The sequence below is a fragment of the Paenibacillus sp. LS-5 genome (assembly GCF_056121505.1).
On the sequence record NZ_JBWAVA010000012.1, the window covers coordinates 1 to 24,890 of the forward strand.

Consider the following 24,890-nt stretch of genomic DNA (forward strand, 5'->3'; position numbering starts at 1 on the left):
TTGGGGATTAGCCAAGCGGTAAGGCAACGGACTTTGACTCCGTCATTCATAGGTTCGATTCCTATATCCCCAGCCATCTTCACACCACAAGGTGAAGTTAAGATTCATTGTATTGAGAGCCATTAGCTCAGTTGGTAGAGCACCTGACTTTTAATCAGGGTGTCGAAGGTTCGAGTCCTTCATGGCTCACCATTTTTCTTCTAAAGTGTGCGCGTGTGGCGGAATGGCAGACGCACCAGACTTAGGATCTGGCGTTTTACGACGTGGGGGTTCAAGTCCCTTCACGCGCACCATGTTTTTGCGGACGTGGCTCAGCGGTAGAGCATCGCCTTGCCAAGGCGAGGGTCGCGGGTTCGATTCCCGTCGTCCGCTCCATATAGATTTTGCGCCCTTAGCTCAGCTGGATAGAGCGTTTGACTACGAATCAAAAGGCCGGGAGTTCGAATCTCTCAGGGCGCGCCATTTATACTTCGTGATTCTTCAAAGTGACCTGTAGACAGATTCGAACGAATGAGTTCGTTGGAGCATAGGCTTCGATAGCACTACTTCGCAATCGGATGCGTAAGCTTCCGTATCTCTCAGGGCGCGCCATTTATACTTTCAGTACCATTCTATTAACGGGATGTAGCTCAGCTTGGTAGAGCACCTGGTTTGGGACCAGGGGGTCGCATGTTCAAATCGTGTCATCCCGATTTTACACCTATGCGGGTGTAGTTCAATGGTAGAACTTCAGCCTTCCAAGCTGATAGCGTGGGTTCGATTCCCATCACCCGCTTAATTGTTAACGATTAAACCCTTGTGAAGCAAGGGTTTTTTTCTGTTTTTCACCTTGTTGTGTTTTTACCCGCAGTGTGAAGTGAAGAGAACTGATATTATTATGATGGCGAGCACAATAGTATGAATACCATGAATTAAGGGGCTTATATCAATGACGGACAAAGTAATTCGGATCTTCAAAATCATCAACGCCATTCAGTCCAATCCCGGGGTTACAGCCTCGGATCTGGCGATAAGATGTGATGTCAACCTAAGAACCATTTACAGGGATTTAGAGATGATTAGCCATTTTGCACCTGTAACCAACGAGGGCAGAGGTACGGGCTATAGGTTTATGGGGAAGTTTTTTTTGTATCCGCTTGATTTCTCTGAGCAGGAAGCAGTGGCTTTTTCACTATTACCTTCTATCTTGAATCCGGATAAAATCCCTCCAGGTTTCCATACAGCCTATGATAAGGTTATGGGCACCCATCTGAAAGAAAAATCCAAATCCAATGGAATACTTGAGAACATAGCCGATATTATTCAAATGGGCAAACCTGCTTACCGCAAAGAAAGCCGAAACTTCCTGCAGCCGATAATCGGAGCGATTGTGGAGCAGCGCAGCATTCGGGCTATCTATCATTCCCAGTCGCGCAATGCTGTTACTCAGCGTGAGATTGATCCATATTACTTGATTCCGCGGGATCAGCGTTTTTATCTGATCGGGTACTGTCATCTTAAGGAGGCTATCCGAACCTTCCGTATCAGCCGTTTTCAGGAGGTAGAGGTGACCGATAAGGGCTTTGATAAAGGTGATTTTAATATAAAAAAATACCTGAAGAACACGTGGTCCATTAACCGTGGACATAAAAGTATTAAGTTCAAGGTGCGTTTTCATGCTGAAATTGCCCGATACATAAAAGAAGAAGAGCTCTTTGTTCATCCATGGATGAGCGATATGCAGGACGGCAGTCTTTTGTTTGAAGTGACTGTCAATAATGAGAAGGAATTCACCAAATGGATTCTGCAATATGGACCACACGCAGAGATTCTGGAGCCGGCCTCGGCCAGAGAAGGGCTGAAAGTGCAGCTTACCCAGTGGATGGAGCTTTATCAAAAGTGAGCTGCGATGCTGACAGAAATTATTGAGTAGAATTCACCTTGGATACGGTGTTGCCCCGAAGAGCATGTATAGCATTCTTTGAATAATTCAATTGCTAAAATAACCCCGGCCTCATGGCCGGGGTTTATTCATGTTAAAGGAGGCGGTCTTACTCGCCCTGTGGGACAGTCAGTCCCAAGCCTTCAGCTACGCGCTGGCCAAATTCGGGGTCTGCCTTGTAGAAGTGCCCAATCTGGCGGAGCTTGATCTCATCTTTATCAACTGGGGTCATGGCGCCAACAATATTTCGGATCAGACGGGCACGTTCTTCTTCACTGAGCAAACGGTAGAGGTCACCGGGCTGAGTGTAGTGATCGTCATGATTATAGGGTACACTGTCGGCTTTTCCGGTCACTTCAAAGGCTGCCGGCCGATGCGTTGGCGATTCTGCCGCGCCACCAAAGCTGTTCGGCTCATAGTAGACCGAACCGCCGCCGTTATTGCCGTGAATCATGGCACCGTCACGCTGGTTATTGTTCACTTCGGCAACAGGCCGGTTGATCGGCAGCTGGTTATGGTTCGCACCTACACGGTAGCGGTGGGCATCGCCGTAGGCGAAGAGACGGCCCTGCAGCATTTTATCAGGGGAAGCCTCAATCCCGGGGACAAACGAGCCAGGAGAAAAGGTAGCCTGCTCCACTTCCGCAAAATAATTCTCGGGATTACGGTCCAATACCATGCGGCCGACTTCAATGAGCGGATAATCTTTTTGCGACCATACCTTGGTGACATCGAAGGGATCAAAACGGTACGTATCCGCATCTTCTACAGGCATAATCTGAACATGCAGTCTCCAGGAAGGGAAATCTCCTTTATCAATCGCATTGAACAAATCCTCTGTATGGTAATCCGGGTTCTCACCGGCAATTTGCGCAGCCAGGTTCACATCTAGATTCTTTACGCCCTGCTCTGTTTTGAAGTGGTATTTGACCCACACTGCGACTCCTTCGGCATTTACCCATTTGAAGGTGTGGCTCCCAAAGCCGTGCATATGACGAAGTGTTGCCGGGATGCCACGGTCGGACATCAGAATCGTAACTTGATGCAGCGACTCCGGGGAAAGAGACCAGAAGTCCCAGACGGCATTGGGGTTTTTGAGATGGGTCTGCGGATGGCGTTTTTGGGTATGGATGAAGTCCGGAAATTTGATTGCGTCACGGATAAAAAAGACGGGCGTATTATTGCCGACCAGATCGTAATTGCCTTCTTCTGTATAAAATTTCACGGCGAAACCACGCGGATCACGTACGGTATCTGAAGACCCTAGTTCTCCGGCTACTGTCGAGAAGCGGATAAACATCGGCGTACGTTTTCCTATCTCTGACAAAAAAGCCGCCTTGGTATATTTGGACAAGTCCTGAGTGACTTCAAAATAACCATGGGCACCGGCTCCTTTGGCATGAACCACACGTTCGGGTACGCGCTCCCGGTTGAAATGCGCCAGCTTTTCCAGCAAATGCACATCCTGCAGCAGTGTAGGTCCACGGGTACCGGCAGTCATAGAATTCTGGTTATCCCCTACAGGGGCACCCCAGCTTGTTGTAAGTTTATTATGGTTCTCATTCATGAACAATTCCACCTCGGATTAGGATTTGATTTTAGATTAAGTATAAATACTATAATATCAAAAGAAAAAATAATATCAATCCTAAATTATAATTATTTTAAATAAGCTGAAGAAGTGAGCGGGGAAATCTACCTTTTTCTGTTGTGCTTAGGGTAAAGAATGAACGATAATGATTCTGTTAGATTTTCATGGAGTTAAAGCGACTAGGAGGATACAACATGCTGGATCGACTGATTAGGCTGCCGTTCACGATGACGGAGGAGGAGCGCCGGGAGCTGCGCATACATAGGTTTAGTGAGAATGTTTCCAGAGGCAAGCTGTTTGCCAAGATTTTCATAGGCATTGAATCGGTTCTGGCCGCGATTGACCTGACAGCTTCCATTACCAAAGTACACGAGAGCTTTCATTTCAGCTTCTATTTTGCAATGTATGTCTTCATGATCGGATTGAATGTAGCCTTTCTGCTGGGGGCGGCCGCCTATGAGAGAGAAGCCAAGTCGCTAAAGGGAAATCATCGCCTGTATGAGAAGCTGTTCACGTTATATACGTATATTTTTGTGCTGTGGGGTTGCGTCGTAACATTGTCGGATCAGCGGCTCTATGGGCAAGTGATGGCTTTTGTAATCAATCTGGTATGTATATCCGTCATTTTTTATTTCGATAACAAGGTGATGCTGAGGCTGTATGGAGTGTCAGCGGGGCTGCTGTATATTGGGCTTCCCTTTTTTCAACTGTCACTGAACGTGCTGATTGGGCATTATGTGAATCTGACGTTGTTTCTTTTCTTCACTTGGGTGGCGTCAAGGATTCTGTATGTGAACTATTGCAGCAATCATTATAACCAAATTCTGTTAAGAGGCAGCCACCGGAAGCTGGAGGAACAGATTACAAGAAATGAAAAGGTATATCAGGAGTTAGCCCAGGCCAACGGAGAACTGCAAAGGTTATCACTCATTGATGCGCTTACGGAAATTCCGAACCGCCGTGCCTTCGACCAAAGAATGCAGCAGCAGTTACGCTTAGACGAAGAAGCAGGTAAGAGGGTTGCCCTGCTAATGATTGATATTGATTATTTCAAAGCTTTCAACGATAACTACGGGCATGCTGAAGGGGATCGGATTATTAAAGAAGTGGCTCAGGTGATCCAGTCGGAAATGGAGGGGGAACTGCAGTTTGCAGCCCGGCTTGGGGGGGAGGAGTTCGTAGTTGCAGCTTTTGATACCGGAGTGAACGGGGCAATGGAGCTTAGTGAAAGAATCCGCGTGCGTGTTCAGCAAATGTCCATTCATCATGATTATTCCGGAGTCAGCTCCTATATTACGGTGAGTATTGGCGCCGCCACAGGTGAGGTGACCAATCCGGAGGAGATTGCGGGACTAATGGAACTTGCAGATCAGGGGCTATATTTGGCAAAAACGAGCGGCCGCAACAGAGTATCTACCGCAAGCACCAGCATGTAAGTATAAACAGCTTTGTTGTTCCTGGAAGAACATAAGGTTCCAAGTAGCGATACGATACATTACTTTCAGGAATATTAAACAGATAGACCCTGGGGGAGAAACTATAAAAAATCCCGCCTGCAGCACAGAAGCTGGAGGCGGGACAGTTACATAACCAACCTGTTAACCTTTGATATACATCCGGTTGTAATATTCCTCAAGCATCCGTTTGCTCGCGAATTCGGTACGGGTAGTCTCGATGCTCTTGCGCATCATCTGTACCCACTTCTCCTTATCTTCATAGAAGGTTGGGAGGACGCGGTTCAGGAGAGTATCGTAGAGGGCATCGCTGTCATGCTGGTCAAGCACAGCAAAGTCAGTGGTCTCAAAGCCATCACCAATCTGCCAGCCATTCTCGCCGTCGATGCAGGCTTCCGGCCACCAGCCGTCAAGGATGGAACAGTTCAGGACTCCGTTCATCGCGGCCTTCATGCCGGAGGTGCCGCTGGCTTCCAGCGGACGCCGCGGATTGTTAAGCCAAATGTCCGAACCACGTGTAAGCATCGCACCGATCGTCATATCGTAATTTTCGAGGAAGACGACACTTTTCGGATACTTCTTCATCATCGACACGAGGTTGCTGACAATCTTCTTGCCGTTGTCATCCAGCGGATGGGCTTTGCCGGAGAATACGATTTGGATGCGGCCGCTCTCCAGGTAAGGCTCGATAATCTCGGGCTGGGAGAAAATCAGGTCGCTGCGTTTATAAGGGGCAGCCCGTCGGGAGAAGCCGATCAGCAGATTGTCCGCGTTCAGTGAAATACCGGAGCGTTCTTCAATAAAGGTGATCAGCTCGTTTTTGATTTCTTTGTGTGTTGCCCATAGATCGCTGTCTTCTTCATAGGCCTGAATCATACGTTCATCGACCCAGGTCGGTGTATGAATAGCATTGGTGATGCCGATGATCTCCGAACGGCCGGCGACTTCCTTCCACATTTTATTCGCGGTATCGGCATGAAGCTGAGCCACAGCATTGGAGATACGCGACAGACGAAGGCCAGCTACCGTCATATTGAACGGATCGCCGCCGATGCGCTCCATCTGATCACGGGTCAAGCCGTTAAAAGCGCTCATATACTCCAGACGATCCAGCGGATGTGTCTCATTGCCTTCCTTAATCGGTGTATGTGTAGTGAACACAACCTCTTCCCGGGTAGCTTTCCAGGCTTCTTCAAAGGTGCTGCCGCCGGACATTTTTTCACGGATCAGTTCGATGGCTGCGAGCGCCGCATGCCCCTCGTTGAAATGGTAGACGTCAATCGGAATCTGCAGCGCACGCATGGCTTTTACCCCGCCTATCCCGAGGACAATTTCCTGCGCGATCCGCTCTTCCCCAAACCAGCCGTAGAGCTGGCCCGTAATCCAGGCATCGCCATTCTCAGGAATATCCGTATCCAGCAGATACAGGGGATTGTTGCCGAAATGATCGGTTTTCCAAACCTTGCAGACTACATCGATCTTGCGGACCTTAACGGTGACCTTCACGCCTGTATCCTCCAGGAAATCATAGACGTAATTGTGGTAGGAGTCGTAAGGATTGCCGTTAGCGTCAATCTTCTGGTCCGTGTAGCCCTGCTTCCATTTCAGGCCAATGGGGATAATCGGAGCGTCGATATCCTTGGCACCCTTGATATAGTCCCCGGCTAGAATGCCCAGGCCACCGGCGTACATTTTGAAGTCGGAGTGCAGCCCGTACTCCATGCTGAAATAAGCTACTGACGGTAAAGGATTCTGGTTCACTTGATAAGCCTCCTAAATACATAGTAGATTAAAAACTGGCGTTACTGCAGGCTTAATCTAAGGTGCAAACGTTTGCCCAAACGGGCAAAAAAACTTTTCGTGGAAGCGATTGCACACTTATTCTAGCACATTTGCAGAAAAAAAACATACTGAAGTTTAGAAAAAATACATGCTCCGATGAAAGGAATAATTATCCTTATAACTTGGATGCCCCCTTGAAGTAGGTCCGGTTAGCTAGGACTAGGGTAGCGTTGCAATCTCCGGCCCGAGCTGTTTATCCTAAAAACTTTTTTTCACTCATAAAATGAGGATCGGCAGCCGAAATAAATAAAGAATTATTACAACCTAAGGGGGAACCGAACACATGAAAAAAATCTTCAGTATCCTTGCAAGCTGCTTTCTGGCCATCAGCATGATGTCAGGAGCGGTACAAGCCAAGCCCGCAAACAATAATGGTAAGGGTAACGGTAAAGCAGAAGCTACAACTGCGGTACCTGCTAATGGACCAGCGCCAACAGACAAGGACAAAGACAAGGACAAAGACAAGGACAAAGGTAAAGAGACTAACAAAGGCAAGGATAAAGAAACTGTTACTACAGTTACATATGCTACATATGGAAATAAGGGTCACAATGGTTACAGAGGTCTTCTGAATGCTATCGAAAACGTGAAGGACAAGCCGGCAGGGGCAGTGATCGCGGAGCTTCTGTTGACCAAATATAATACTGAACTAACACCAGAAATGAAGGCTGAGCTAGAGGCCATTCAAGATAAGGATGCAGCGTTGTCGGCGCTAGCGGAAATGCTGAACGAAAAAGGCAGTGTAACCGATGCAGTATACGTTCAGAAAGAAGCGATTCTGGCTAACGTAAAAGATCTGAACTCTTATAAGAAGCTTGGTAAGCTATATGCGCAAACCGGCAAAAAAGGAGTGAAGCTCTACGTTAACGGCGAAGAGTCCACCTCAGGTGTTGCTCCGATTGTTACAGCCGGCAGTACATTGGTACCATTCAAAGCGATTGCTGAATCCTTGCAGGCTGAAGTGGTCTGGAATGGTAAAGAGCGCTCGGTTACCATGACCCGCGACGGGATTACAGTGAAGCTGTATATTGATAAAAAGACGGCTTATGTCAACGGTCAGGCTGTCACTCTTCAGGTTGCGCCGACTATCGTGAAGGGCAACACAGTTGTACCTGCCCGGTTTGTCAGTGAAGCTTTGAGAGCTACTGTGAAATGGGAGCCGGAATCCCAATCGGTTGTCATCTACGAAGAGTAGTAGTCTTCAGGAGCACCGGGCTGTATCGCAGTACTTTTTCACAATAGAGTAAGCTCGTATGAAGGAGAAGACACGGCAATCACTGCTGTGTCTTTTTGGGTTAGGGAGAAATGGGGTTTGATAAAACCGGGTAAACCCGAGTAAGATAGAGTGGAACAAGTTAGGATGGTGAACAGATTGGGTATAGTGATAATCGGCAGCCTGAACATGGATATGGTGGTACGCACCAATCGGGCTCCCGATGCCGGAGAGACGTTGTTCGGAGAGGACTTTACCTTGTCTCCAGGCGGAAAAGGCGCAAATCAGGCGGCAGCGGCAGCGCGCCTTGGTGCAGAGGTAACGATGATCGGAAGAGTGGGCAAAGATGCTTTCGGCAGTGAACTGCTTGAGGTCATGCGCCAGGAACAGATCCATACCGGGTATATTGGACAGAGTGAAACACTTGGTACAGGGATTGCTTCCATCGTTGTGGACGGAGAAGGAGAGAACCGTATTATCGTTGTGCCTGGGGCGAATATCGAGATGAGGCCAGCAGATATTGCCGCACTTGAACCGGTAATCAGCCAGGCGGAAATGCTAGTCATGCAGATGGAGACGGATCTCCGGATGTGTGCACATGCTGCTGCCATAGCTGCTAGACAGGGAATTCCGGTGATCCTGAACCCTGCGCCGGCCCGGGCTCTTGAGGATGAATTTCTCCAGCATGTTACCTACCTGACTCCCAATGAGACGGAAGCGGGCATCCTGGCAGGAATGGCCGTAAACAGTATTGATGATGCAGAGCAAGCGGCGCGAATACTGATGCAAAAAGGCGTTCGGAACGTTATCGTGACTCTTGGCCCCAAAGGGGCGCTAATTGTGAATCATGCCGGAAGCCTGCATATTCCGGGTTTTCCTGTACAAGTTGTTGACACGGTAGCCGCCGGTGATTCTTTTAACGGTGCTCTGGCCTGGCAGCTTACCAAAGGTAAGACACTGGACGAAGCGGTCCGATTCGCGAATGCTGTCGGTGCGCTTGCTGTAGGCAAGCAGGGTGCAATTCCATCGCTTCCGTACCTGGCAGAGGTTGAACAATTTCTTCAGGGTGCTGCTGAACAGTAAGTTAATCATTGCTGCACGTTATTACATAAGGAGCTGAAGGAAATGAGCGGCACAGTGACCGTTAGAAATGTAACCCTCGGTGAGGGTGTTCCCAAGATTTGCGTTCCACTGGTTGGAGCTACAGTGTCTGAGCTAGTGACAGAAGCAAAGTCACTGAAGGAGCTGGCACCGGATCTGGTGGAATGGCGGAGCGACTTTTTTGCACAGGTGGAGGATCTCGCGGCTGTACAGCAAACCTTGTCCGAACTCTCCTCTGTCCTTCCTGACATTCCGCTGATCTTCACGTTCCGCAGTAAAGAGGAAGGCGGCGAGCGGGCGATTACGGAGGAATATTATATCCGGCTGAATCAAGCGGCTGCCGAGAGCGGCCACGTGGATATTATAGATGTGGAGCTGTTCAAGGGAGACGATCTCGTTCGTGACTTAATTGCTGCAGCGCATGCCTGCGCGGTGTTCGTAATCGTTTCAAATCACGATTTCCACGGCACGCCCTCCCAGGAGGAGATTATCTCACGGCTGTGCAAAGCTCAGGAGCTTGGCGGTGATCTGCCCAAAATCGCTGTTATGCCGCAGCATGCGGGTGATGTGCTTACTCTGCTTGCTGCTACCCATACGATGCGTGAGCAATATGCAGACCGTCCGATCATTACAATGTCCATGGCCGGAGAAGGGGTAATCAGCCGTCTGGCTGGTGAAATCTTCGGTTCGGCGCTCACCTTTGGCGCCGCACACAAGCCATCAGCTCCGGGACAGGTGGCGGTAACCGAGCTGCGAAGTGTACTGGAGCTGCTGCACCGCAGTCTGTAGAGCTGTAACTCCGCGAGAGACAAGCCAGAGACAAGCCAGTTATTCCAAACTCCCCGGCTGCTGGAGTATGGAGTCTTTTGTAAGTGGTAGCTATAAGAAAACCGTCATCCATTCTGCTGGAATCCTCAGAGGTATTCCGGGCAATGGGTGACGGTATTTTTTTGGATAAGAAGAGAGTTGCCTCGGCCTAGTCCTGTGCCGTAATTCCCCGGGACTGAAACACATCCTTGGCCACAAAGGTTGCATTCAGCACACGCGGAAATCCGGTATAAGGGGCGCAGTGCAGGATGGCCTCCACGATTTCTTTAGGAGCAAGTCCAACATTAAGTGCTGCATTGATGTGAACAGTGAGCTGTGGTTCACAGCCGCCAAGAGTGGTAAGCGAGGATATGGTGATGAGCTGGCGCTGCCGCAAATCCAGTCCACCACGAGTATAAATATCGCCAAAAGCAAACTCGATTACAAACTTGCCCAGATCGGGAGAGATGTCTTTCAGCGATTCGATTACTTTTGCTCCCCCGGTACCGTCTACCTCCATCAGCTTCTCCCAACCGCGATCATACCGTTCCGTTGTCATAAGTTAAACCTCCATTAGAATTGTGATTTCATGCTCTATATCCAGACTACAGCTTAGAGCGCGCTCTAATGCAACGGTTCATTTGCTGTGGTATGATTTCAGCATGAATAACCTACTTACAATTCAGGAAATGTCCCGGCTGACGGGGCTGTCAGCACATACGCTGCGTTATTATGAGAAAGTCGGCATGCTGGAGGGCGTGTCCAGGAATGAGCAGGGCTATCGTGCCTATTCCGAAGCTGATGTGTCTTGGGTACAATTCCTGGTCATTCTGAGGGAGCTGGATATTCCTATCCGGGAAATGAAGCGTTATTCCGATCTGCGCAGCCAGGGTCCCTCCACCGTCCATGAGAGAAGACTGATGCTGGAAGCCCACGAGAGCAGAGTCCAGCAGCAGATGCGAAAGCTTGGTGAGAACCTCAGGAAGATTGCCGACAAGATTCAGTACTATAAAGGAATGGAGGAAGAGGCGGAAGCAGAACTAAAATAGAGCGGCAGCGGGATGACCGCTACCGCTCGAGGGCTTGCCAGGTGTTGACCTAAGAAAGAAGACTATGTTTTTTCATCAAGGGACTCCAGCCTGGATCAACGATTGAATAAAAACGCCAGCTGATCCTTAGATCCGCAATCAGGGTTACTCTTGCTCCGTCCCGGTATACACATGAACCGCATCCCTCAGGAAGGTGGCCGCGCCGGGACGGGTTTTGTCGTAGTAGGCGGTGAACCTCTCATCATCGACATACATTTGCGCTACTCCGGCATGGGCTTCCTTGGTATAGGTATCCCAGTAGAAGGTCAGCCATTGACGGTGCAGATCGGCGGCTTTCTGGGCCAGCACGCTTGCCGGATCACCGTCCTCCATGGCCTGCTCCAGTGCGGCGAACATCTCTGCCTCGAGCTGTTGTACCCTGTCGTGTTGCTCCTCCGTCATATCTCCCAGCTTGCGGTTCGATTTGTCTACAGTCTCATCGCCATATTTCCCGCGGATTTCTTGCCCATACTTCTGCTCGTTATCTTCGATCAGCTTTTTCTTAAAGCCTGCGAATTTCTCTTCATTGCTCATGGTTATTCTCCCTTCGGTTTGTGCCAATGTCCGCTCGACGTTCTGGATCAGTCTGTCCAACTGCTGTCTCCGCTGAAGGAGCTTCCCATGATGCTCGCGCAGGGCCTGGGCGCCGTCAAAGGACGGTGCGGTTACAAGCTCTTTGACCGCTTCAAGGCTTAGACCCAGCTCCCGGTAAAATAGAATCTGCTGCAGCCGGTCGACCTCGGCCTGGCCATAGATACGGTATCCCGAAGAGTTGATTCTCGCCGGCTTAAGAATTCCAAACTCATCGTAATACCGCAGGGTCCGCGTGCTGACTCCCGCAAGCGCTCCTAGCTTCTGCACTGTATACTCCATCTTTTCTTCAGCCTCCAGCTCATTCTCAGCATGTATTTGAATGGATCGCATCACGTCAGCGGTTTGCAATTTTGCAATACAGCTGCTTGCAGAATTAATGTACACCTTTACGTAGCGGCAATGTCAAACATTAATTATCGGAATCCCAATGCCTTTAGTTGAAAAAAAACAGCGGCAGTCTCCCTAGTATACCCACTAAGGGAACTGCCGCTGTCGTGTGATGATCCCGGAAGGATGTTACTTTTTACCGAGCTGTGCCGCGAAATAGGCCTGCAGCTCCGCCAGCTTGCGTGGATCAGCCAAAGCGTCTTCGGCCGGGAAATAGTGCTCGGCAACGAGCTCCCAGGTGGGAACAACCTTTTGTGCGTTCATCGCTTTGATCGCGATCTTGACCGTCTTGCGTTCTCTGGCGTTGGAGAAGGTGTCCACATAATGCTGGGAGCGCCCGAAGTCGAGATCCGGGAAGACGGCACGGAATATTTCAGCGGTCATCTTGGCATCGTCCAGTGCGCGGTGCGCAGATCCGGAAGGCTCCAGCCCGAAGAGGGCCATCGCCCCTTCAACGCTGATATCGTTGCTGAGGCCGCGGGCGCGCAGCACACCTTTGAGCAGATCGAAATAGGTGGCAGACAGCCAGTAGGCATCGTCCATTTTGTGCATGCGGATATCCTGAATGATCCGTTTCATATCCTCACCGCCCCAGGTCAGAAGCAGCACGCCGTCCATGCTCTGATCCAGCCAGGATCGAAAGGCCGTAATCACCTTAGGGAACCGGTCGGCTACGTCGATATCCTCTTGGGGAATTCCGGTTTTTTTCTTAATAAATGAATTCAGGGTAGAAAAGTATACAGGTTTGATCAAAGCCGAGAATTCATCCTTATATTGCAATGAAGCGTCTAACCGGACGGCTCCAATCTCAATGACCTCCATAGGGTGCTCGCTGGCAAATTTGCGGCCGTTGAATTCGATGTCCAGAATAATATAATCCACAGGTAATGCCTCCGTTTCAGTGACTGGCGCTAGGATTGCCTTAAAATACGCCGACTATTCTATTTTAGCAAAAAAAACGCAGGAATGGGGGGTTCAGAGGGAATCCGCTAGTTGCAACACCGTTCTTACGTATTCATGTATGTTTCTTTCTGAAGATCAGGCAAAAAAACTAACTTTGTAAAAATATAAGAGGAAAAATGCAGGAGAAAAGTCGCGGTACGGCGAATTTCCAGGGAGAAGGAAGAAAGGAATATATGATGAAGAACAAGCTGGAATTGGATTTGCAGACATTACAGAACGCTTACTCTTCTTTATGCGGATTATCGATTATAATTACCAACCATGCGGATGAACGGTTAACAGAACCCTCAGGTTTAACGGATATGGCACGACTTCTATTGGGTTTTGAGAGTAAGTCTGCGGAAGATACAATTGTTAGGATTATTGAAAAGGTTAGTGGCATTCCAAAGCCGATCGTATATGAAACCGCCTCTGGATTTAAGCTGCTGGTTGCCCCTGTAAATCTGGATAAGCAGTCTGGCTATTACATTATAGCAGGTGTATGTATAGAGGAAGGCAGCAAGGATCTTATCTCAGCACGAATATATGAAATGATTGATCCCAGGGAATGTGAACGCTGGATTCATGCTCTGGACAGTGTGGCAACGTATAATATAGAGCACACTGCAAGTATACTTCACCAGTTGGAAACTTTGGCAGATACGATTAGTATTCTTCTGGAACGGGAGAGGCGGGAAAATAATACTGCATACAAACTGCAGTTGTTGAACCTTACCCATCTGATTGACTCAAAAAGCCCGGACTGGCTTAAAGGCGTATTGGGTATATTCGCACGTGTTATGGGGCTTGAATATGCAGGATATGCCGGCAGGATCGACGAACAAGGACAATTTACGATCATGGAGACGACTGGCATGCCGGAAGAACACTCCTTAACAGGCGCTTCCTTTTTCCCGGGTGAAGGTTTCCTGGGGCGGGTGGGGCTTACCAAGCAGATGGGGTATTGGGAGAATTCTAACCGGGATCCGAGAAGCTACTTCTTTACGATGCGCGGAGTTCAGCTCAAAGTCCTTATTTGCTATCCCATAAAATATAAAGATCAATTCTTCGGGTTATTATTTGGCGGAGATGCTTCAAGAACGGAAATATCGGAAGACGAGGCGGATATGGGGTTGCTGGCAGCCCATCAGATCTCATCTTCTATGTACTACTTGGATGGTGAAAATATCATCGAACGGCGCAGTCAGCGGATTAAGGCTTTTCAAGAATTATCTCAGGCATTTGTTGCTGTCCAGGACTGGGAAGACTTTCTGCATATGTTTCTTGAATTCATACAGCAGCAGATTCACAGCACTTTTATTTGTCTATTGCTGCATCAACCCGAAAACGATGGAATGAAAATATATACTTCGCTCACTGCTCCCAATGAACTGTACTCTGGATATGCTGCAGAGGCGGAGAATGCCTATTTCGGCGATGGGATGCCTGGTTTTAGCATGCTGCACAGACCATTGGAACGTGAATGGGAAGGCATGGATGTAGTGGAATACCCTTTGGTTTCCGGCCAAAAACTGCTGGGAATCGTTACTATCCATTATAGAGATGATAGACAGCACCAGGAATATGATACGTTCATACAATCAATGAATAGTTTTATAGTAGCAAAATCACTGGTCTCGCAACAAGCGGCACCGTTAATGAATATAGACATCATTCACCTGCTTCAGGATGCTTTGTTCATGTGGAAACCGGAAGCGCATCAAAAGGCGATTCAGATAAAGGAACTCGCGGCTGGATTGTTACAAGAATTAAAGCGTGATCCCGAAGAGATTGAACTGAGCGCACAGGCAGGCCTGCTCTTCGAGTTTGACACGGATTTGCTTGCCGGCTACTTTGGGGAGGCCCCGCTGGTTATACTATTGCGTCAACTGCAAATGTACAGGTCAGGCCGAGATGAGGACATAGGAGGAATTTCCTATGCCTTACTGGGAAAAGTGCTGTTGATCGTTATTATGTTTTTGGAAAAGGGGTACAAGGAGTGGAAGGAAGCTCTTCCTATTCCTGTAGATGAGTCAACCTTGAGCACTGCGGAACAATTCTTACACACCCGGAGTTCATCCGCGGCTACCCAGGTTCCGATGGAGAATAAAGAAAGTCTGACTTCAAGAGAAGAAGATATCCTTAGTTATTTGGTGCAAGGAATGAATAACAAACAAATCGCTGAGAAGCTGTTTATCAGCACACATACTGTCAAAAATCATATCACCAAAATATATGAAAAGCTTGGCGTAACCGGCAGGGCCCAGGCAATTTCACAAATGTATCAGACCTCCATAAGCCGCACGATGAAAAAGCAGTGATCCCATATTTTAGGGGTCATTGCTTTTTTTTTGCTCGGAAAAGGGAAGGGATTCCTGTGGAAATTAGGAATAATTTGTCGATAAATAGGAACTAGGAACCATAGGCACAAGGAACTAGTCCTCTCATAATGAAGGGGAAATATTTCACAAACATCTTCATTTAGAGATAAGGAGTTTTCCGAATGCAATGTATATAGGGTGGAGAATGGAACTCGGGGAATCACATAACGGGGAGAGTAGTCTGTGGAGAGTTTGAAAGCTAACATTATCAGCAATCACTTAAAGGAGTGTTTCAATTGAAATTAAATATCCGAACCAAATTAACAGGCAGCTTTCTGCTGGTTATAGCGTTGCTATTGTTTATTAGTGGCTTGTCCATTGTTAAGATGGGGCAAATGAATGACAATTCATTACAGATGCGCGAGTATAACTTCCCTGGATTAGTCCAAATGGAGAATATCCGTGCTGATCTGTATAAACTCCGGGGCGACCTGATGAAAATCATCCTGGAAACGGATTCTTCTGAATTCGACAAGATCAAAGCAACGATCCAGGAAGATCAGGAGAATCTTGCCGTCAATATTAAGGCCTACGGAGAGCTCTCACTGGATACCGAACAAAGGGCTTCCCTGGAGATCGTCAAACAAAATGTGGAAAACTATAATACAGCGGTTCCTAGCATCATTGAGCTCGGAATGAATAATGAAAGTGAAAAAGGATACAAAGTAATGCTTGATGCCGTTCCTTATCTGCAAAAGGCGCAGGATACGGTGAACCATGAAGCCCAGAATGTAGTGAATGGCGCGAACAAAAATATAGAGGCTAATATTGACAGCTACACCTCTGGGAAAAATACTGTTATCGTCTCTGCGTCAGTAGCTACAATAGTGGCCCTTGTGCTCTCCTTCTGGATCTCGCAGAGCATCGTTGGTCCTGTGTCCAAAATTCTGGCGGTCATGGTCAAATTAGCCGGGGGGGATCTTAGAGAGCAGCTTACCCTGAAAAGCCGGGATGAGCTCGGCAAACTTGGCACTGCCGTAAATGAGATGATCATCAGCTTAAGGAATCTCATTGGCGGGACGGCTGAATCTGCTCAAAATGTAGCGGCTTCCTCCGAGGAAATTTCGGCAACCACTGAACAAATCGCTTCCGGCAGCCAGTCTCAGGCCCAGGCGGCACAAAATATCAATCATTTGATTCAGGATCTGGTCAAAGGTATCGATGAGGTTGCAAAGAATGCTGAGCAAGTCTCGGAGCTATCCATTCTGACACGTCAGGGTGCTGAAGAGGGAAGTAATGCCGTAAGAGAATCCAGTCTGGGTATGAACGATTTGTCGGAAAAGATGGAACTTCTTGAGCAGGACTCCCAAAAGATCGGGGAAATTATTGAAGTCATTGACGAGATTGCCGAACAGACGAATCTGCTTGCCCTAAATGCGGCGATTGAAGCGGCGCGTGCAGGAGAGCAGGGAAGAGGTTTTGCCGTTGTGGCTGATGAAGTCCGCAAGCTGGCAGAACGGAGCAGTGAAGCCACGAAGCAAATTGCTCATATAATCCGGGGGATGCAAAAGAATACAGTACTCAGCGTGCAGGCAGTTAGCGAGGTATCAGCACTGTCAGACCGGACAGAGGGGCTGATCAAGGGAATCGTTGATCGTGTGAATGAAACCACCCAGCAAATTACCGGTATTGCTGCGGCATGCGAGGAGCAGGCAGCGCAAACGAATGAGGTCCTCTTCTCCATTGAGACTATAGCAGCAGGAAGCGAGGAGTCAGCAGCAGCAGCGGAGGAAACAGCAGCGTCCTCGCAAATGCTCGCCGGATTAGCCGACGAATTAAATAACTCCATCTCAGCCTTCAAGCTGGCGTAGGGAGGATCAACTATGCAGGCAACGAGTACTGAACAATATGTAGTATCCCGTCTGGGCAGCGAGAAACATGCTATCAATATTCGTGATATCAATGAAATCATCAAAATGGAGCATATCACAGGAGTACCCAACAGCAAGCCATTTATTAGAGGCGTTATTAATTTGCGGGGCAGGATTGTTCCGGTGATCAGCCTGTGCATGAGATTTGGCATTCCCGAGACGCCTATGGGCGCACAGTCACGTATCATTGTGGTGCGTTACAAGCAGGAGGCGATCGGCATTATAGTGGATGCGGTAGAAAAGGTGACTTTTTTTCAGGAAATAGAGCCTCCGCTCGAATCCCACGAAGTGCAAGGTGCTCAATATTTGGAGGGCATAGGCCAGAGTCCGGACGGGTTGATCAGCATATTGAATGTAGAGCGGTTGTTTGGTGAAGGGTGAGGCATGAAGGAGAGCGAAAACGATGAGTGAATTTCATAATTCTGCATATTTGGGCGTTTTTTTAGATGAGATGGAAGAGCAGCTTCAACTTTTGGATGACTCCTTGCTGGTCCTGGAAAGCGTGGGTTGTCAGCAAGATACCATTCAAAAAATTTTCCGGGCTGCGCATACCTTAAAAGGATCTTCGGCCGTAATGGGTTTTAAGCAGCTCAACGGGCTAACCCATCAGATGGAAAGTGTATTTGAGCTGATCCGCTGCGGGCAACTGGAGGTGACCTCCGAATTATTGAACATTCTATTTGACTGTATTGATTTCATTAAGGAGCTTCGCCGTTCCATCCTTGGCGGTGTAATGGAGGAAGGAGACACAACGATTCTAATGGACCGGCTGGAAGGAATCCGGGATTCGGCTTCCAAGATTCCGCCACTTCATGAACAGTCAGTCAAAAAGCCCGCACCAGCGCTGCATATTGTCTTTGATGATAGTCAGAAAGGGAAAATACAAGCAGCCTTGGACAACAGTTACGAGGTTATGGCGATTCATGTTCATATGGCAGAAGAAGAATCCATGAAATATGTTCGGGCCAAGCTCGTGGAAATCAATCTGACAGAGCACGGGGAAATTGCTGCCTGCTTCCCGAAGCTGGAGTTGATCGAGAAGGATGACCTGTTTGCCGGAACTATAGTGTATGTTCTGATCACAAAACAAATTCAGCAGGACATTATCCGCAGTCTGACACAAATCTCCCAAATCGAATCCGTACGGATTGAATATATTACAAAATTGAATCTGGTCGGAACGGCCCCTGAGCCAGAATCCCGAAAGGCTGCAGCCAAAGCCAAACAGGTCCCGGTAATTTCCGAGAAAAAGGTACAAGTGGCACAGACGGTTCGCGTGGATGTGGAACGCCTTGAAAGTCTTTTGAATCTGGTGGGTGAGCTGATCATTGATAACACCAGGCTTCGGAGTATACGCGCGAAACTAAGCGAACAGTTCAAAAATAATGGCGATATTAATGTCCTGAATGACATTGCGGGCCATTTAAACATGGTCGTATCTGATCTCCAAGAAGGAATGATGAAGACACGGATGATGCCGATTGAGCATTTGTTTGGCCGCTTTCCGCGAATGGTCCGTGATCTGGCCCACAAATCGAAGAAAGAAATCGAATTCATCATTGAGGGCAAAGAGACTGAACTCGACCGTACCCTGATTGAAGAAATCAGCGATCCGCTCATTCATATCCTGCGTAATTCGGTAGATCATGGACTGGAGCTGCCGGAAGAACGTAAGGCTATGGGGAAACCGCCCAAAGGAAGCATAGTGCTCCGGGCCAGCCACCAAGGGAATATGATCGTGATTACCATTGCAGATGACGGCAGAGGCATAGATGCGGATAAAGTGAAAGAAATGGCGGTTCGCAAAGGATTCGTTACTCACGAAGAGGCCAGTCATATGACGGAAAAGGAACTTGTAATGCTGATTTTCCGTTCAGGCGTTTCCACAGCCCAGAAGGTTACCGATCTGTCCGGGCGCGGTGTTGGAATGGATATTGTGAAGTCGCACATTGAGAAGCTAAACGGGGTTATCGATATTGAAACGACCCGGAATGAAGGGACCGTATTTACCATAAAGCTTCCCCTAACCCTTGCCATTATCCGGTCGTTGCTGGTGAAGCTGGGTAAAAGTACATTTGCGGTTCCATTAGTAAATGTGATTGAAATCTTCAGATTGAAGACAGAAGATATACTTACTGTACAAGGGAAGGAAGTCTGTAAATTCCGCAACCAAGTGCTGCCTCTGGTGCGTCTCCACCGCAAATTGCAGGTGCAGGAGGAGATGGAACCGGTTAAAGACCGCTTATTCGTGGTGATCGTCGGATTGGCGGATAAACGGGTCTGTCTGGTCGTCGATCAAACCATTGGCAATCAGGAGATCGTAATCAAATCGCTTGGTAATTATATTGGCAATGTTTCTTATATTGCCGGATCAACGATCCTGGGGGACGGCCATGTAGCACATATACTGGATGTCGGCTTCATTGCCCGTGAGACAGGTTCCTCTTATGAAACATTGATGCCTGTAGACACAGATAGTGAACAGGTGGATGCCGAAAGTGAGAAATATGTGACCTTCAGGCTGTCAGGCCTGGATTTTGGAATTCCGATTGTGAAGATGAAAGAGATTGTTCCTGTACCTGAGATTCATCCTCTCGCCTCAGCGCCTTCACATGTACTGGGGATGATTCATCTGCGGGGAATCCTGTTTCCAGTGTATGATCTACGGCCCCAGTTGGGAATGGACTCCTATGAGCGAACTGCCGGCTCACGGATTATGATCTGCGAAGTAGCAGGGCACGAGGTAGGAATTGTAGTCGATGAAGTTGCGGAGGTATGCCCGCTCTCCAGAGCATACATGGAAGAGACACCGGATTATATGCGTCTGAATTCAGATATGCTTGATGCCATATACAAACAAAACCAACAATTTATCCATTTGCTGAATTTGGAAAGAATGCTGAATTTAGAAACTAAACGGAAAGAGGTTGGTTGACTATGGAGGATGTCTTGAAGAACCAGGTACAGCTGCTCCACTGGAGTACAGATGTAACGTTAAAAAACGTGGACGAATTCCGCGGAGCAGTTCAGAAGCTGGTCGATGGGGAGAAGGCGAAGCTTATACTTGAGCTCACAGAGGTAGCTTATCTGAATAGCGCGGCCCTTGGTGTTATTGCGGATGCCGTACTTGGTGCAGGGCGCACAGGCAAAGAGCTCATTATTGCAGGAGTACAATCAACAGTAGGTGAAATATTCGAAATTGTCCACTTCAGTTCACTGATGAAAATATTCACGGAAATAGACGAAGGCTACATCTATTTTGCAGGTGAAATGGAATGAACAAGCTGAACGATAGGACTTACGGGCAGATCCTGGTCATTCATACAAGAAGCGATATTGCTCTTGCTATGGAGACAACCAGAAGGATTGCACTGCTTACAGAATTTTCAGAGCATGAATCCATACTCTTACAGTTGGTCACTGAAGAAGCCTGCATGAATGCATTTGAGCATGGTTGTCCCTCTGGTAACTGTGAATTTAGAGTGTCGTGGCTGGTTGAATCCGATATCATGGAGATCAGGGTTTGTCAGAATGGAGAGTCCTTTGAACTGGAGAATGAACAAGCCCAGCCGGTCAAAATAGGATCACGTGGTAGAGGACTGGTCCTGATTCAAGGCATTATGGATGAAGTGCGCTTAATTCCTACGGGTCCTTACATAACTCTCTCTATGCGTAAGAAAAGGAAAGTGTAATGAACAAAAGGATATTTGACTTGTGGAGAGAAGAGACTTCCAAAAACTGGGCTTTCGTTATTCTCATCCTTCTTGTCGTATTGAATGTATATAATCTTGTATTTGTTGATAAAAAATTCGGGTATGAGTTTATCGTCGATCTGCTGACACAGTGTGTTATTCTAACCCCGCTGTACATCATGTTTGGACAGCAGAAAGGCCATACGAAGAACCTTAGAGAAAGTGAGCAGCGGTATGAATCGTTATTTCTCTATAATAATGCCGGGATATACGTCGTTGACCTCAGTGGTTACATCAACAGTGTAAGTCCCAATCTTCTGGACCTTCTCGGATATACAGAGGTGGAGATTAAAAAGATTACATTTACTGATCTGTTTCATCCTGCGGATATCCCGTTGATTCAGGAGACCTTTCTCGATATTATGAACGGGACTATTTTGTCCTCCTCCAGAAAACTGCAGATGCGTCATAAAAAAGGAAGATATCTTATCTTTGAATTGTCGAGTGTTGCCCTTATGGCCGATGGGGAAATCCGGGGCGTTATCGGTTTTGCCAAGGATATTACGGAATTTCAAAAGGTACAGGACAAACTCGGGGAAATCCAGACACAGCTCAATAATATTTACGGGAGTATTGATATTATTTTATGGTCGTTTGATGTGACCCGGAATAAGCTGCTTACCATCTCGCCGGCGTGTGAGAGAGTTCTCGGCTATTCTGCAGAGGAATACTATCAATACCCTGATTTATGGTCAGCACAAGTCTATGATGAAGATAAGGATTTGGTGAATGGTAGAATGTCCTCCGTTGTTGAAGGACGCCCCTATAATCCTACGCTTGAGTACCGGATTGTTCATGCAAGCGGAGAAATCCGCTGGGTGGAGAGCCGGATGTTTCCTTTAGTGGACTCCAGAAATGGAATCACGGGTGTAAACGGAGTAGTGCTGGATATTACCCATAAGAAGCAGATTGAAAAGGATAAGCAGATCGACCTTGATTTGGCCAGAGAGGTTCAGAAGAGCGTACTTAGCCAACCGATCGATACCCCTTCTTTATCTATTAACGCGAAGTACGTTCCCTGCCGGAACCTTGGAGGAGATATGTACGCCTGGTACCGCTTGAATGAGCACCGCTACGGAATTCTGATCATGGATGTCATGGGACATGGGGTTTCTTCAGCACTCATTTGTATGTCCATCCGTTCTTTGCTGAGGGGGATTATTAAGGCCCATCTAAGTCCGGAAGAAGTCATTAATGAATTAAATCATCATATGAACAAGCTGTTCAGTGTGTCCAAGGGAACCACGAATTTCTTTTTTACAGCCATTTATTTGATTGTGGACACAGAGAACCAGACGGTTGAATATATCAATGCGGGACATCCCAGCGGACTGCTTATTGATGAGAGCGGAGAAGTATTTCACATGAAATCATCCAGTCTTCCTATCGGCTTGATTCCCCAAATGAATCCTCAAACGCAAACTCTTTCTTTCAATGGAACAGTACGGATACTCTTATATACCGACGGGTTAATTGAAAAAACGGGGAGTTTACTGAAGGATCAGGTAGGTCTGTTGCTTCAGGTTATGGAAGCAAGCAGACTTGAGCCGATTTCGGCGGTTATGGACAATCTGCTTGCATTCAATAAAGTAAACCAGCAGGGGGAGCAGGAGGAGCAGGATGATATCTGCCTCATCTGCATGGAGGTACGCGGTAATACAGCCGTGACAACGGATATACCTTAATCCCGGATCAAATGGCCCTGTCCCAGCGTGATCTCCACAAATCCGGCCATGTGCCGGGCTTGATAACGGATGGGCTTAACGCTGCCCATGATGAGGATATTGCGGACATCGGCTGTGCCTTCAGAGGGAAGAGCGAAAGCTTTGATATAGGGGAACTGCCCGCTAAGGGTCGTATGGATGGCGCCCATCAGGCGGTCCTTTTCGCTTCTGCCCATCAGGTTCATAATCATAGAGCCGCGGCTGTTCAGCTTGGAAAGGACCAGAGCGAAAAACTCGCTGGAGAGCAAATGCCGTGGAGTACCTTCTGCCGTAAAGGCATCCAGGAGGATGTAGTCATACCGGTGGTCCGGCTCACCTTCCAGAATGCTGCGCCCATCCCCGACAATAACATTGTCCTGGCTGCAGCCAAAATGCTGCCTGCTGAGCGCTACAATCTCTGCACTGATCTCTGCGGTCTTAAAGCGTTTCTCTGCAAAGTAACCGGCAATCGTCCCGATGCCATGTCCAATGACAAACACATCTTCGAACAACGAACCGCCCGCCTCCATTAAGTGGATCATTGCCCTTGGATATTCGAAGACCACCCGGCGGGGGTGGTTCAGATCAAGCGCGCCTTGAATGGCGTCTCCCGAAAACTGCAGCACGCGGAATCTGCCTCTCTCGCCATACAATTCTGTGGTGTCGTAAACCTGGATTTCATGCCCTTCTCCGGTGGTGCTTAACCTTGGCTCCAAAGCGATCATTCTCCTTAAACAAGTGAAATGCGTTTATATTCGTTCGGCGTGATGCCGACCATTTTTTTGAACAGCTTATTGAAATAGGCGGGGTCCGGGTAGCCGACCTCGGCTCCGATCTCGTGGATCTTCAGATCATGCGCATTCTTCAGCAGCTGCTTGGCCCTGCGGATACGGATTTCAATTACATATTCGGTCAGGGTCAGCCCGGTTTCCTGCTTGAAGAGTTTGCTCAAATAGCTTGGTGTCAAAAAAACCATCCCTGCCAGCATATTCAAATCGGCATGCTGATTATAGTGGGCCGATACCCAGCGCTTCACGGTTTCGACGGCGGTGCTGGGCAGCTCCAGACGGTGGGTGCGGATTATGTCTAATGCGTCCGAGAAGGCGGAGATGAACATCTGCTTGATCTCTCCAAAGCTCATGCAGGTCTCGATCTGTTCCTCGAGAGAAGGTCTGCTGCCCACTCTGTATACGGCTCCGAATTCCTGCAGCTCCTTGCGTGCTGTGTCCTCAACTTCCCGGCAAGCCCGCAGAATAAGTTCTGGGCAAGCCCGCTGCGATTCCAGCAAAGAGAACATGGAATGGATGTGTTCCAGAACGCCGGACATATTCAGAATCTGCAGTTCGTGGATGAGCGGCTCTCGCACAGGCGGAAAGGGATCACTTAGGCATAGATCCGCAGCCGTAAGCTCCTGAGCAGTAATATAATGCAGAGGCTGCGAATTGTAAATCCCCGCATCACAGGCCAGCTTGGCTTCCAGATAAGCGGATCTAAGCTTGGAGGGAGTGCTGTACGTGCCGCTGACTCCGGCATGGAGGGGTTGTCCGCAGCTTGCCGCCCGGATAGAACCGCCGATACGATCCAATTCCGCAGCAGTTAAAGGCTCGGCAGAATACCAAATCCAGACATATAGACCCTTTCGGATTTCCAGGGGGTCAAGCAATGATTCCTTCTCTTGCCGCAGACTGTCTGAGCAGGCGCAGACGGTATCCGGGGAGCTCCCTTTAAGTACAAATACGGAGAAGTAAGGCTGGGGCAAGGTAAGGCTGCTTAGAAGGATTTCGGATGGCTGCTCGACATGCAGCAGCGAGAGCAGAAGCCCGGTACGCTGGCGTTCTTCTTTTTCCCGCAGCAGCTTCTGCTCTTCATCCAGACGATAGAGCACTTCAAAAAGCTGCTCTTTATTAATAGGCTTCAATAAATAGTCTACAGCAGAGCTGCGGATAGCTTCCCGGGCATAATTGAATTCCACGAATCCGCTCATCAGCAGCGTGCGTATCCGGGGATGACTGCTTTTGAGCGCTTTGATCAGCTCCAGACCATCGACATGAGGCATCCGGATATCTGTAATCACCACATCAATCTGAAGGGAAGGTAAGGCGTCGAGCAGCTGCTTGCCATCGGCATACGTTCCTGTGACAAGAAAGTCGCTGCTCTCCTTGTCAATCATCCGGGCCAGGCCCTCGCGAATCAGAATCTCATCATCTACAATCACAATTCGCAGCACGGAATCCCTCCTTAAG

The 24,890-nt window shown here is 48.3% G+C and carries 20 protein-coding genes and 7 tRNA genes; 20 read left to right on the top strand and 7 right to left on the bottom strand.

Going from position 1 to position 24,890, the window contains the following annotated elements; translation table 11 throughout:
- Position 1 precedes the first annotated feature (1 nt).
- The 8 genes from AC0MA3_RS17280 (at position 2) to AC0MA3_RS17315 (ending at position 1,882) form a co-directional block, all read left to right on the top strand.
- Positions 2 to 76 (top strand) — tRNA-Gln (locus tag AC0MA3_RS17280).
- 40 nt (positions 77 to 116) lie between these two features.
- Positions 117 to 192, top strand: a tRNA-Lys gene (locus tag AC0MA3_RS17285).
- A gap of 17 nt (positions 193 to 209) precedes the next feature.
- Positions 210 to 293 (top strand) — tRNA-Leu (locus tag AC0MA3_RS17290).
- A 7-nt stretch (positions 294 to 300) separates the two neighbouring features.
- Positions 301 to 375, top strand: a tRNA-Gly gene (locus tag AC0MA3_RS17295).
- Positions 376 to 385: 10 nt separating this feature from the next.
- A tRNA-Arg gene (locus tag AC0MA3_RS17300) sits at positions 386 to 462 on the top strand.
- Between the two features lie 156 nt (positions 463 to 618).
- Positions 619 to 692, top strand: a tRNA-Pro gene (locus AC0MA3_RS17305).
- Between the two features lie 12 nt (positions 693 to 704).
- A tRNA-Gly gene (locus AC0MA3_RS17310) sits at positions 705 to 775 on the top strand.
- Positions 776 to 928: 153 nt separating this feature from the next.
- On the top strand, positions 929 to 1,882 hold the full coding sequence (locus AC0MA3_RS17315; protein ID WP_379163749.1) for a helix-turn-helix transcriptional regulator: 954 nt from the start codon (positions 929 to 931) through the stop codon (positions 1,880 to 1,882).
- Positions 1,883 to 2,030: 148 nt separating this feature from the next.
- On the opposite strand, the gene katA is transcribed toward AC0MA3_RS17315, so the two are convergent.
- Positions 2,031 to 3,488, bottom strand: a complete 1,458-nt coding sequence (gene katA, locus AC0MA3_RS17320; RefSeq protein WP_474657105.1) for a catalase KatA — start codon at positions 3,486 to 3,488, stop codon at positions 2,031 to 2,033.
- Positions 3,489 to 3,706: 218 nt separating this feature from the next.
- Between katA and AC0MA3_RS17325 the strand changes: the two genes are divergently transcribed.
- Positions 3,707 to 4,948, top strand: coding sequence for a GGDEF domain-containing protein (locus AC0MA3_RS17325; protein ID WP_474657106.1), 1,242 nt, complete (start codon positions 3,707 to 3,709; stop codon positions 4,946 to 4,948).
- A gap of 162 nt (positions 4,949 to 5,110) precedes the next feature.
- Here the strand turns inward: AC0MA3_RS17325 and glgP are convergent, their stop codons facing one another.
- Positions 5,111 to 6,727, bottom strand: coding sequence for an alpha-glucan family phosphorylase (gene glgP / locus AC0MA3_RS17330; protein WP_474657107.1), 1,617 nt, complete (start codon positions 6,725 to 6,727; stop codon positions 5,111 to 5,113).
- Between the two features lie 364 nt (positions 6,728 to 7,091).
- Here glgP and AC0MA3_RS17335 point away from each other — a divergent pair, with 364 nt between their 5' ends.
- The 3 genes from AC0MA3_RS17335 (at position 7,092) to aroD (ending at position 9,911) form a co-directional block, all read left to right on the top strand.
- Complete coding sequence (locus AC0MA3_RS17335) at positions 7,092 to 8,003, top strand: stalk domain-containing protein (protein WP_474657108.1); 912 nt, start codon at positions 7,092 to 7,094, stop codon at positions 8,001 to 8,003.
- A gap of 186 nt (positions 8,004 to 8,189) precedes the next feature.
- A complete protein-coding gene (rbsK, locus tag AC0MA3_RS17340; protein WP_474657213.1) occupies positions 8,190 to 9,104 on the top strand; it encodes a ribokinase in 915 nt (304 codons plus the stop codon).
- Positions 9,105 to 9,146: 42 nt separating this feature from the next.
- A complete protein-coding gene (gene aroD / locus AC0MA3_RS17345) occupies positions 9,147 to 9,911 on the top strand; it encodes a type I 3-dehydroquinate dehydratase (protein WP_474657109.1) in 765 nt (254 codons plus the stop codon).
- A 187-nt stretch (positions 9,912 to 10,098) separates the two neighbouring features.
- Here aroD and AC0MA3_RS17350 read toward each other — a convergent pair whose 3' ends face one another.
- Positions 10,099 to 10,488, bottom strand: coding sequence for a carboxymuconolactone decarboxylase family protein (locus AC0MA3_RS17350; protein WP_474657110.1), 390 nt, complete (start codon positions 10,486 to 10,488; stop codon positions 10,099 to 10,101).
- A gap of 103 nt (positions 10,489 to 10,591) precedes the next feature.
- On the opposite strand from AC0MA3_RS17350, the gene AC0MA3_RS17355 reads away from it, so the two are divergent.
- Positions 10,592 to 10,978, top strand: coding sequence for a MerR family transcriptional regulator (locus tag AC0MA3_RS17355; protein ID WP_474657111.1), 387 nt, complete (start codon positions 10,592 to 10,594; stop codon positions 10,976 to 10,978).
- A 144-nt stretch (positions 10,979 to 11,122) separates the two neighbouring features.
- Here the strand turns inward: AC0MA3_RS17355 and AC0MA3_RS17360 are convergent, their stop codons facing one another.
- Together AC0MA3_RS17360 and AC0MA3_RS17365 are read right to left on the bottom strand one after the other, a co-directional pair.
- Positions 11,123 to 11,890, bottom strand: a complete 768-nt coding sequence (locus AC0MA3_RS17360) for a MerR family transcriptional regulator (RefSeq protein WP_474657112.1) — start codon at positions 11,888 to 11,890, stop codon at positions 11,123 to 11,125.
- Between the two features lie 237 nt (positions 11,891 to 12,127).
- Positions 12,128 to 12,880 carry a 3'-5' exonuclease gene (locus tag AC0MA3_RS17365; protein ID WP_474657113.1) on the bottom strand — a complete coding sequence of 251 codons (753 nt, stop codon included), beginning with the start codon at positions 12,878 to 12,880 and terminating at the stop codon, positions 12,128 to 12,130.
- A 197-nt stretch (positions 12,881 to 13,077) separates the two neighbouring features.
- Here AC0MA3_RS17365 and AC0MA3_RS17370 point away from each other — a divergent pair, with 197 nt between their 5' ends.
- The 7 genes from AC0MA3_RS17370 to AC0MA3_RS17400 all read left to right on the top strand — a co-directional run bounded on the left by AC0MA3_RS17370 (position 13,078) and on the right by AC0MA3_RS17400 (position 22,629).
- Positions 13,078 to 15,261 carry a LuxR C-terminal-related transcriptional regulator gene (locus AC0MA3_RS17370; protein WP_474657114.1) on the top strand — a complete coding sequence of 728 codons (2,184 nt, stop codon included), beginning with the start codon at positions 13,078 to 13,080 and terminating at the stop codon, positions 15,259 to 15,261.
- A 296-nt stretch (positions 15,262 to 15,557) separates the two neighbouring features.
- A complete protein-coding gene (locus AC0MA3_RS17375; protein ID WP_474657115.1) occupies positions 15,558 to 17,132 on the top strand; it encodes a methyl-accepting chemotaxis protein in 1,575 nt (524 codons plus the stop codon).
- Positions 17,133 to 17,144: 12 nt separating this feature from the next.
- Positions 17,145 to 17,573, top strand: a complete 429-nt coding sequence (locus tag AC0MA3_RS17380) for a chemotaxis protein CheW (protein ID WP_379163715.1) — start codon at positions 17,145 to 17,147, stop codon at positions 17,571 to 17,573.
- Positions 17,574 to 17,595: 22 nt separating this feature from the next.
- Positions 17,596 to 20,127, top strand: coding sequence for a chemotaxis protein CheW (locus tag AC0MA3_RS17385; RefSeq protein ID WP_474657116.1), 2,532 nt, complete (start codon positions 17,596 to 17,598; stop codon positions 20,125 to 20,127).
- Positions 20,128 to 20,129: 2 nt separating this feature from the next.
- A complete protein-coding gene (locus tag AC0MA3_RS17390) occupies positions 20,130 to 20,471 on the top strand; it encodes an STAS domain-containing protein (RefSeq protein WP_379163710.1) in 342 nt (113 codons plus the stop codon).
- Positions 20,468 to 20,884, top strand: a complete 417-nt coding sequence (locus AC0MA3_RS17395; protein WP_379163706.1) for an ATP-binding protein — start codon at positions 20,468 to 20,470, stop codon at positions 20,882 to 20,884. Before AC0MA3_RS17390 ends, AC0MA3_RS17395 begins: the two co-directional genes overlap by 4 nt.
- Entirely contained in the window at positions 20,884 to 22,629 is a 1,746-nt protein-coding gene (locus AC0MA3_RS17400) for a SpoIIE family protein phosphatase (protein ID WP_474657117.1), read from the top strand. Before AC0MA3_RS17395 ends, AC0MA3_RS17400 begins: the two co-directional genes overlap by 1 nt.
- Here AC0MA3_RS17400 and AC0MA3_RS17405 read toward each other — a convergent pair.
- Both AC0MA3_RS17405 and AC0MA3_RS17410 read right to left on the bottom strand, forming a co-directional pair.
- Entirely contained in the window at positions 22,626 to 23,372 is a 747-nt protein-coding gene (locus tag AC0MA3_RS17405) for a spermidine synthase (protein WP_379163700.1), read from the bottom strand. The two genes, AC0MA3_RS17400 and AC0MA3_RS17405, sit on opposite strands and share 4 nt — an antisense overlap.
- A gap of 5 nt (positions 23,373 to 23,377) precedes the next feature.
- On the bottom strand, positions 23,378 to 24,874 hold the full coding sequence (locus AC0MA3_RS17410; protein ID WP_474657118.1) for a response regulator: 1,497 nt from the start codon (positions 24,872 to 24,874) through the stop codon (positions 23,378 to 23,380).
- Positions 24,875 to 24,890 lie beyond the last annotated feature (16 nt).

Coding starts and splice junctions, on each gene's coding strand:
- AC0MA3_RS17380 (WP_379163715.1), top strand. CDS start 17,145: ATGCAGGCAACGAGTACTGAACAATATGTAGTATCCCGTCTGGGCAGC.
- AC0MA3_RS17335 (WP_474657108.1), top strand. CDS start 7,092: ATGAAAAAAATCTTCAGTATCCTTGCAAGCTGCTTTCTGGCCATCAGC.
- AC0MA3_RS17390 (WP_379163710.1), top strand. CDS start 20,130: ATGGAGGATGTCTTGAAGAACCAGGTACAGCTGCTCCACTGGAGTACA.
- AC0MA3_RS17400 (WP_474657117.1), top strand. CDS start 20,884: ATGAACAAAAGGATATTTGACTTGTGGAGAGAAGAGACTTCCAAAAAC.
- AC0MA3_RS17355 (WP_474657111.1), top strand. CDS start 10,592: ATGAATAACCTACTTACAATTCAGGAAATGTCCCGGCTGACGGGGCTG.
- AC0MA3_RS17360 (WP_474657112.1), bottom strand. CDS start 11,890: ATGGAGTATACAGTGCAGAAGCTAGGAGCGCTTGCGGGAGTCAGCACG.
- AC0MA3_RS17395 (WP_379163706.1), top strand. CDS start 20,468: ATGAACAAGCTGAACGATAGGACTTACGGGCAGATCCTGGTCATTCAT.
- AC0MA3_RS17385 (WP_474657116.1), top strand. CDS start 17,596: ATGAGTGAATTTCATAATTCTGCATATTTGGGCGTTTTTTTAGATGAG.
- AC0MA3_RS17315 (WP_379163749.1), top strand. CDS start 929: ATGACGGACAAAGTAATTCGGATCTTCAAAATCATCAACGCCATTCAG.
- AC0MA3_RS17370 (WP_474657114.1), top strand. CDS start 13,078: ATGCAGGAGAAAAGTCGCGGTACGGCGAATTTCCAGGGAGAAGGAAGA.
- AC0MA3_RS17350 (WP_474657110.1), bottom strand. CDS start 10,488: ATGACAACGGAACGGTATGATCGCGGTTGGGAGAAGCTGATGGAGGTA.
- katA (WP_474657105.1), bottom strand. CDS start 3,488: ATGAATGAGAACCATAATAAACTTACAACAAGCTGGGGTGCCCCTGTA.
- AC0MA3_RS17325 (WP_474657106.1), top strand. CDS start 3,707: ATGCTGGATCGACTGATTAGGCTGCCGTTCACGATGACGGAGGAGGAG.
- AC0MA3_RS17405 (WP_379163700.1), bottom strand. CDS start 23,372: ATGATCGCTTTGGAGCCAAGGTTAAGCACCACCGGAGAAGGGCATGAA.
- aroD (WP_474657109.1), top strand. CDS start 9,147: ATGAGCGGCACAGTGACCGTTAGAAATGTAACCCTCGGTGAGGGTGTT.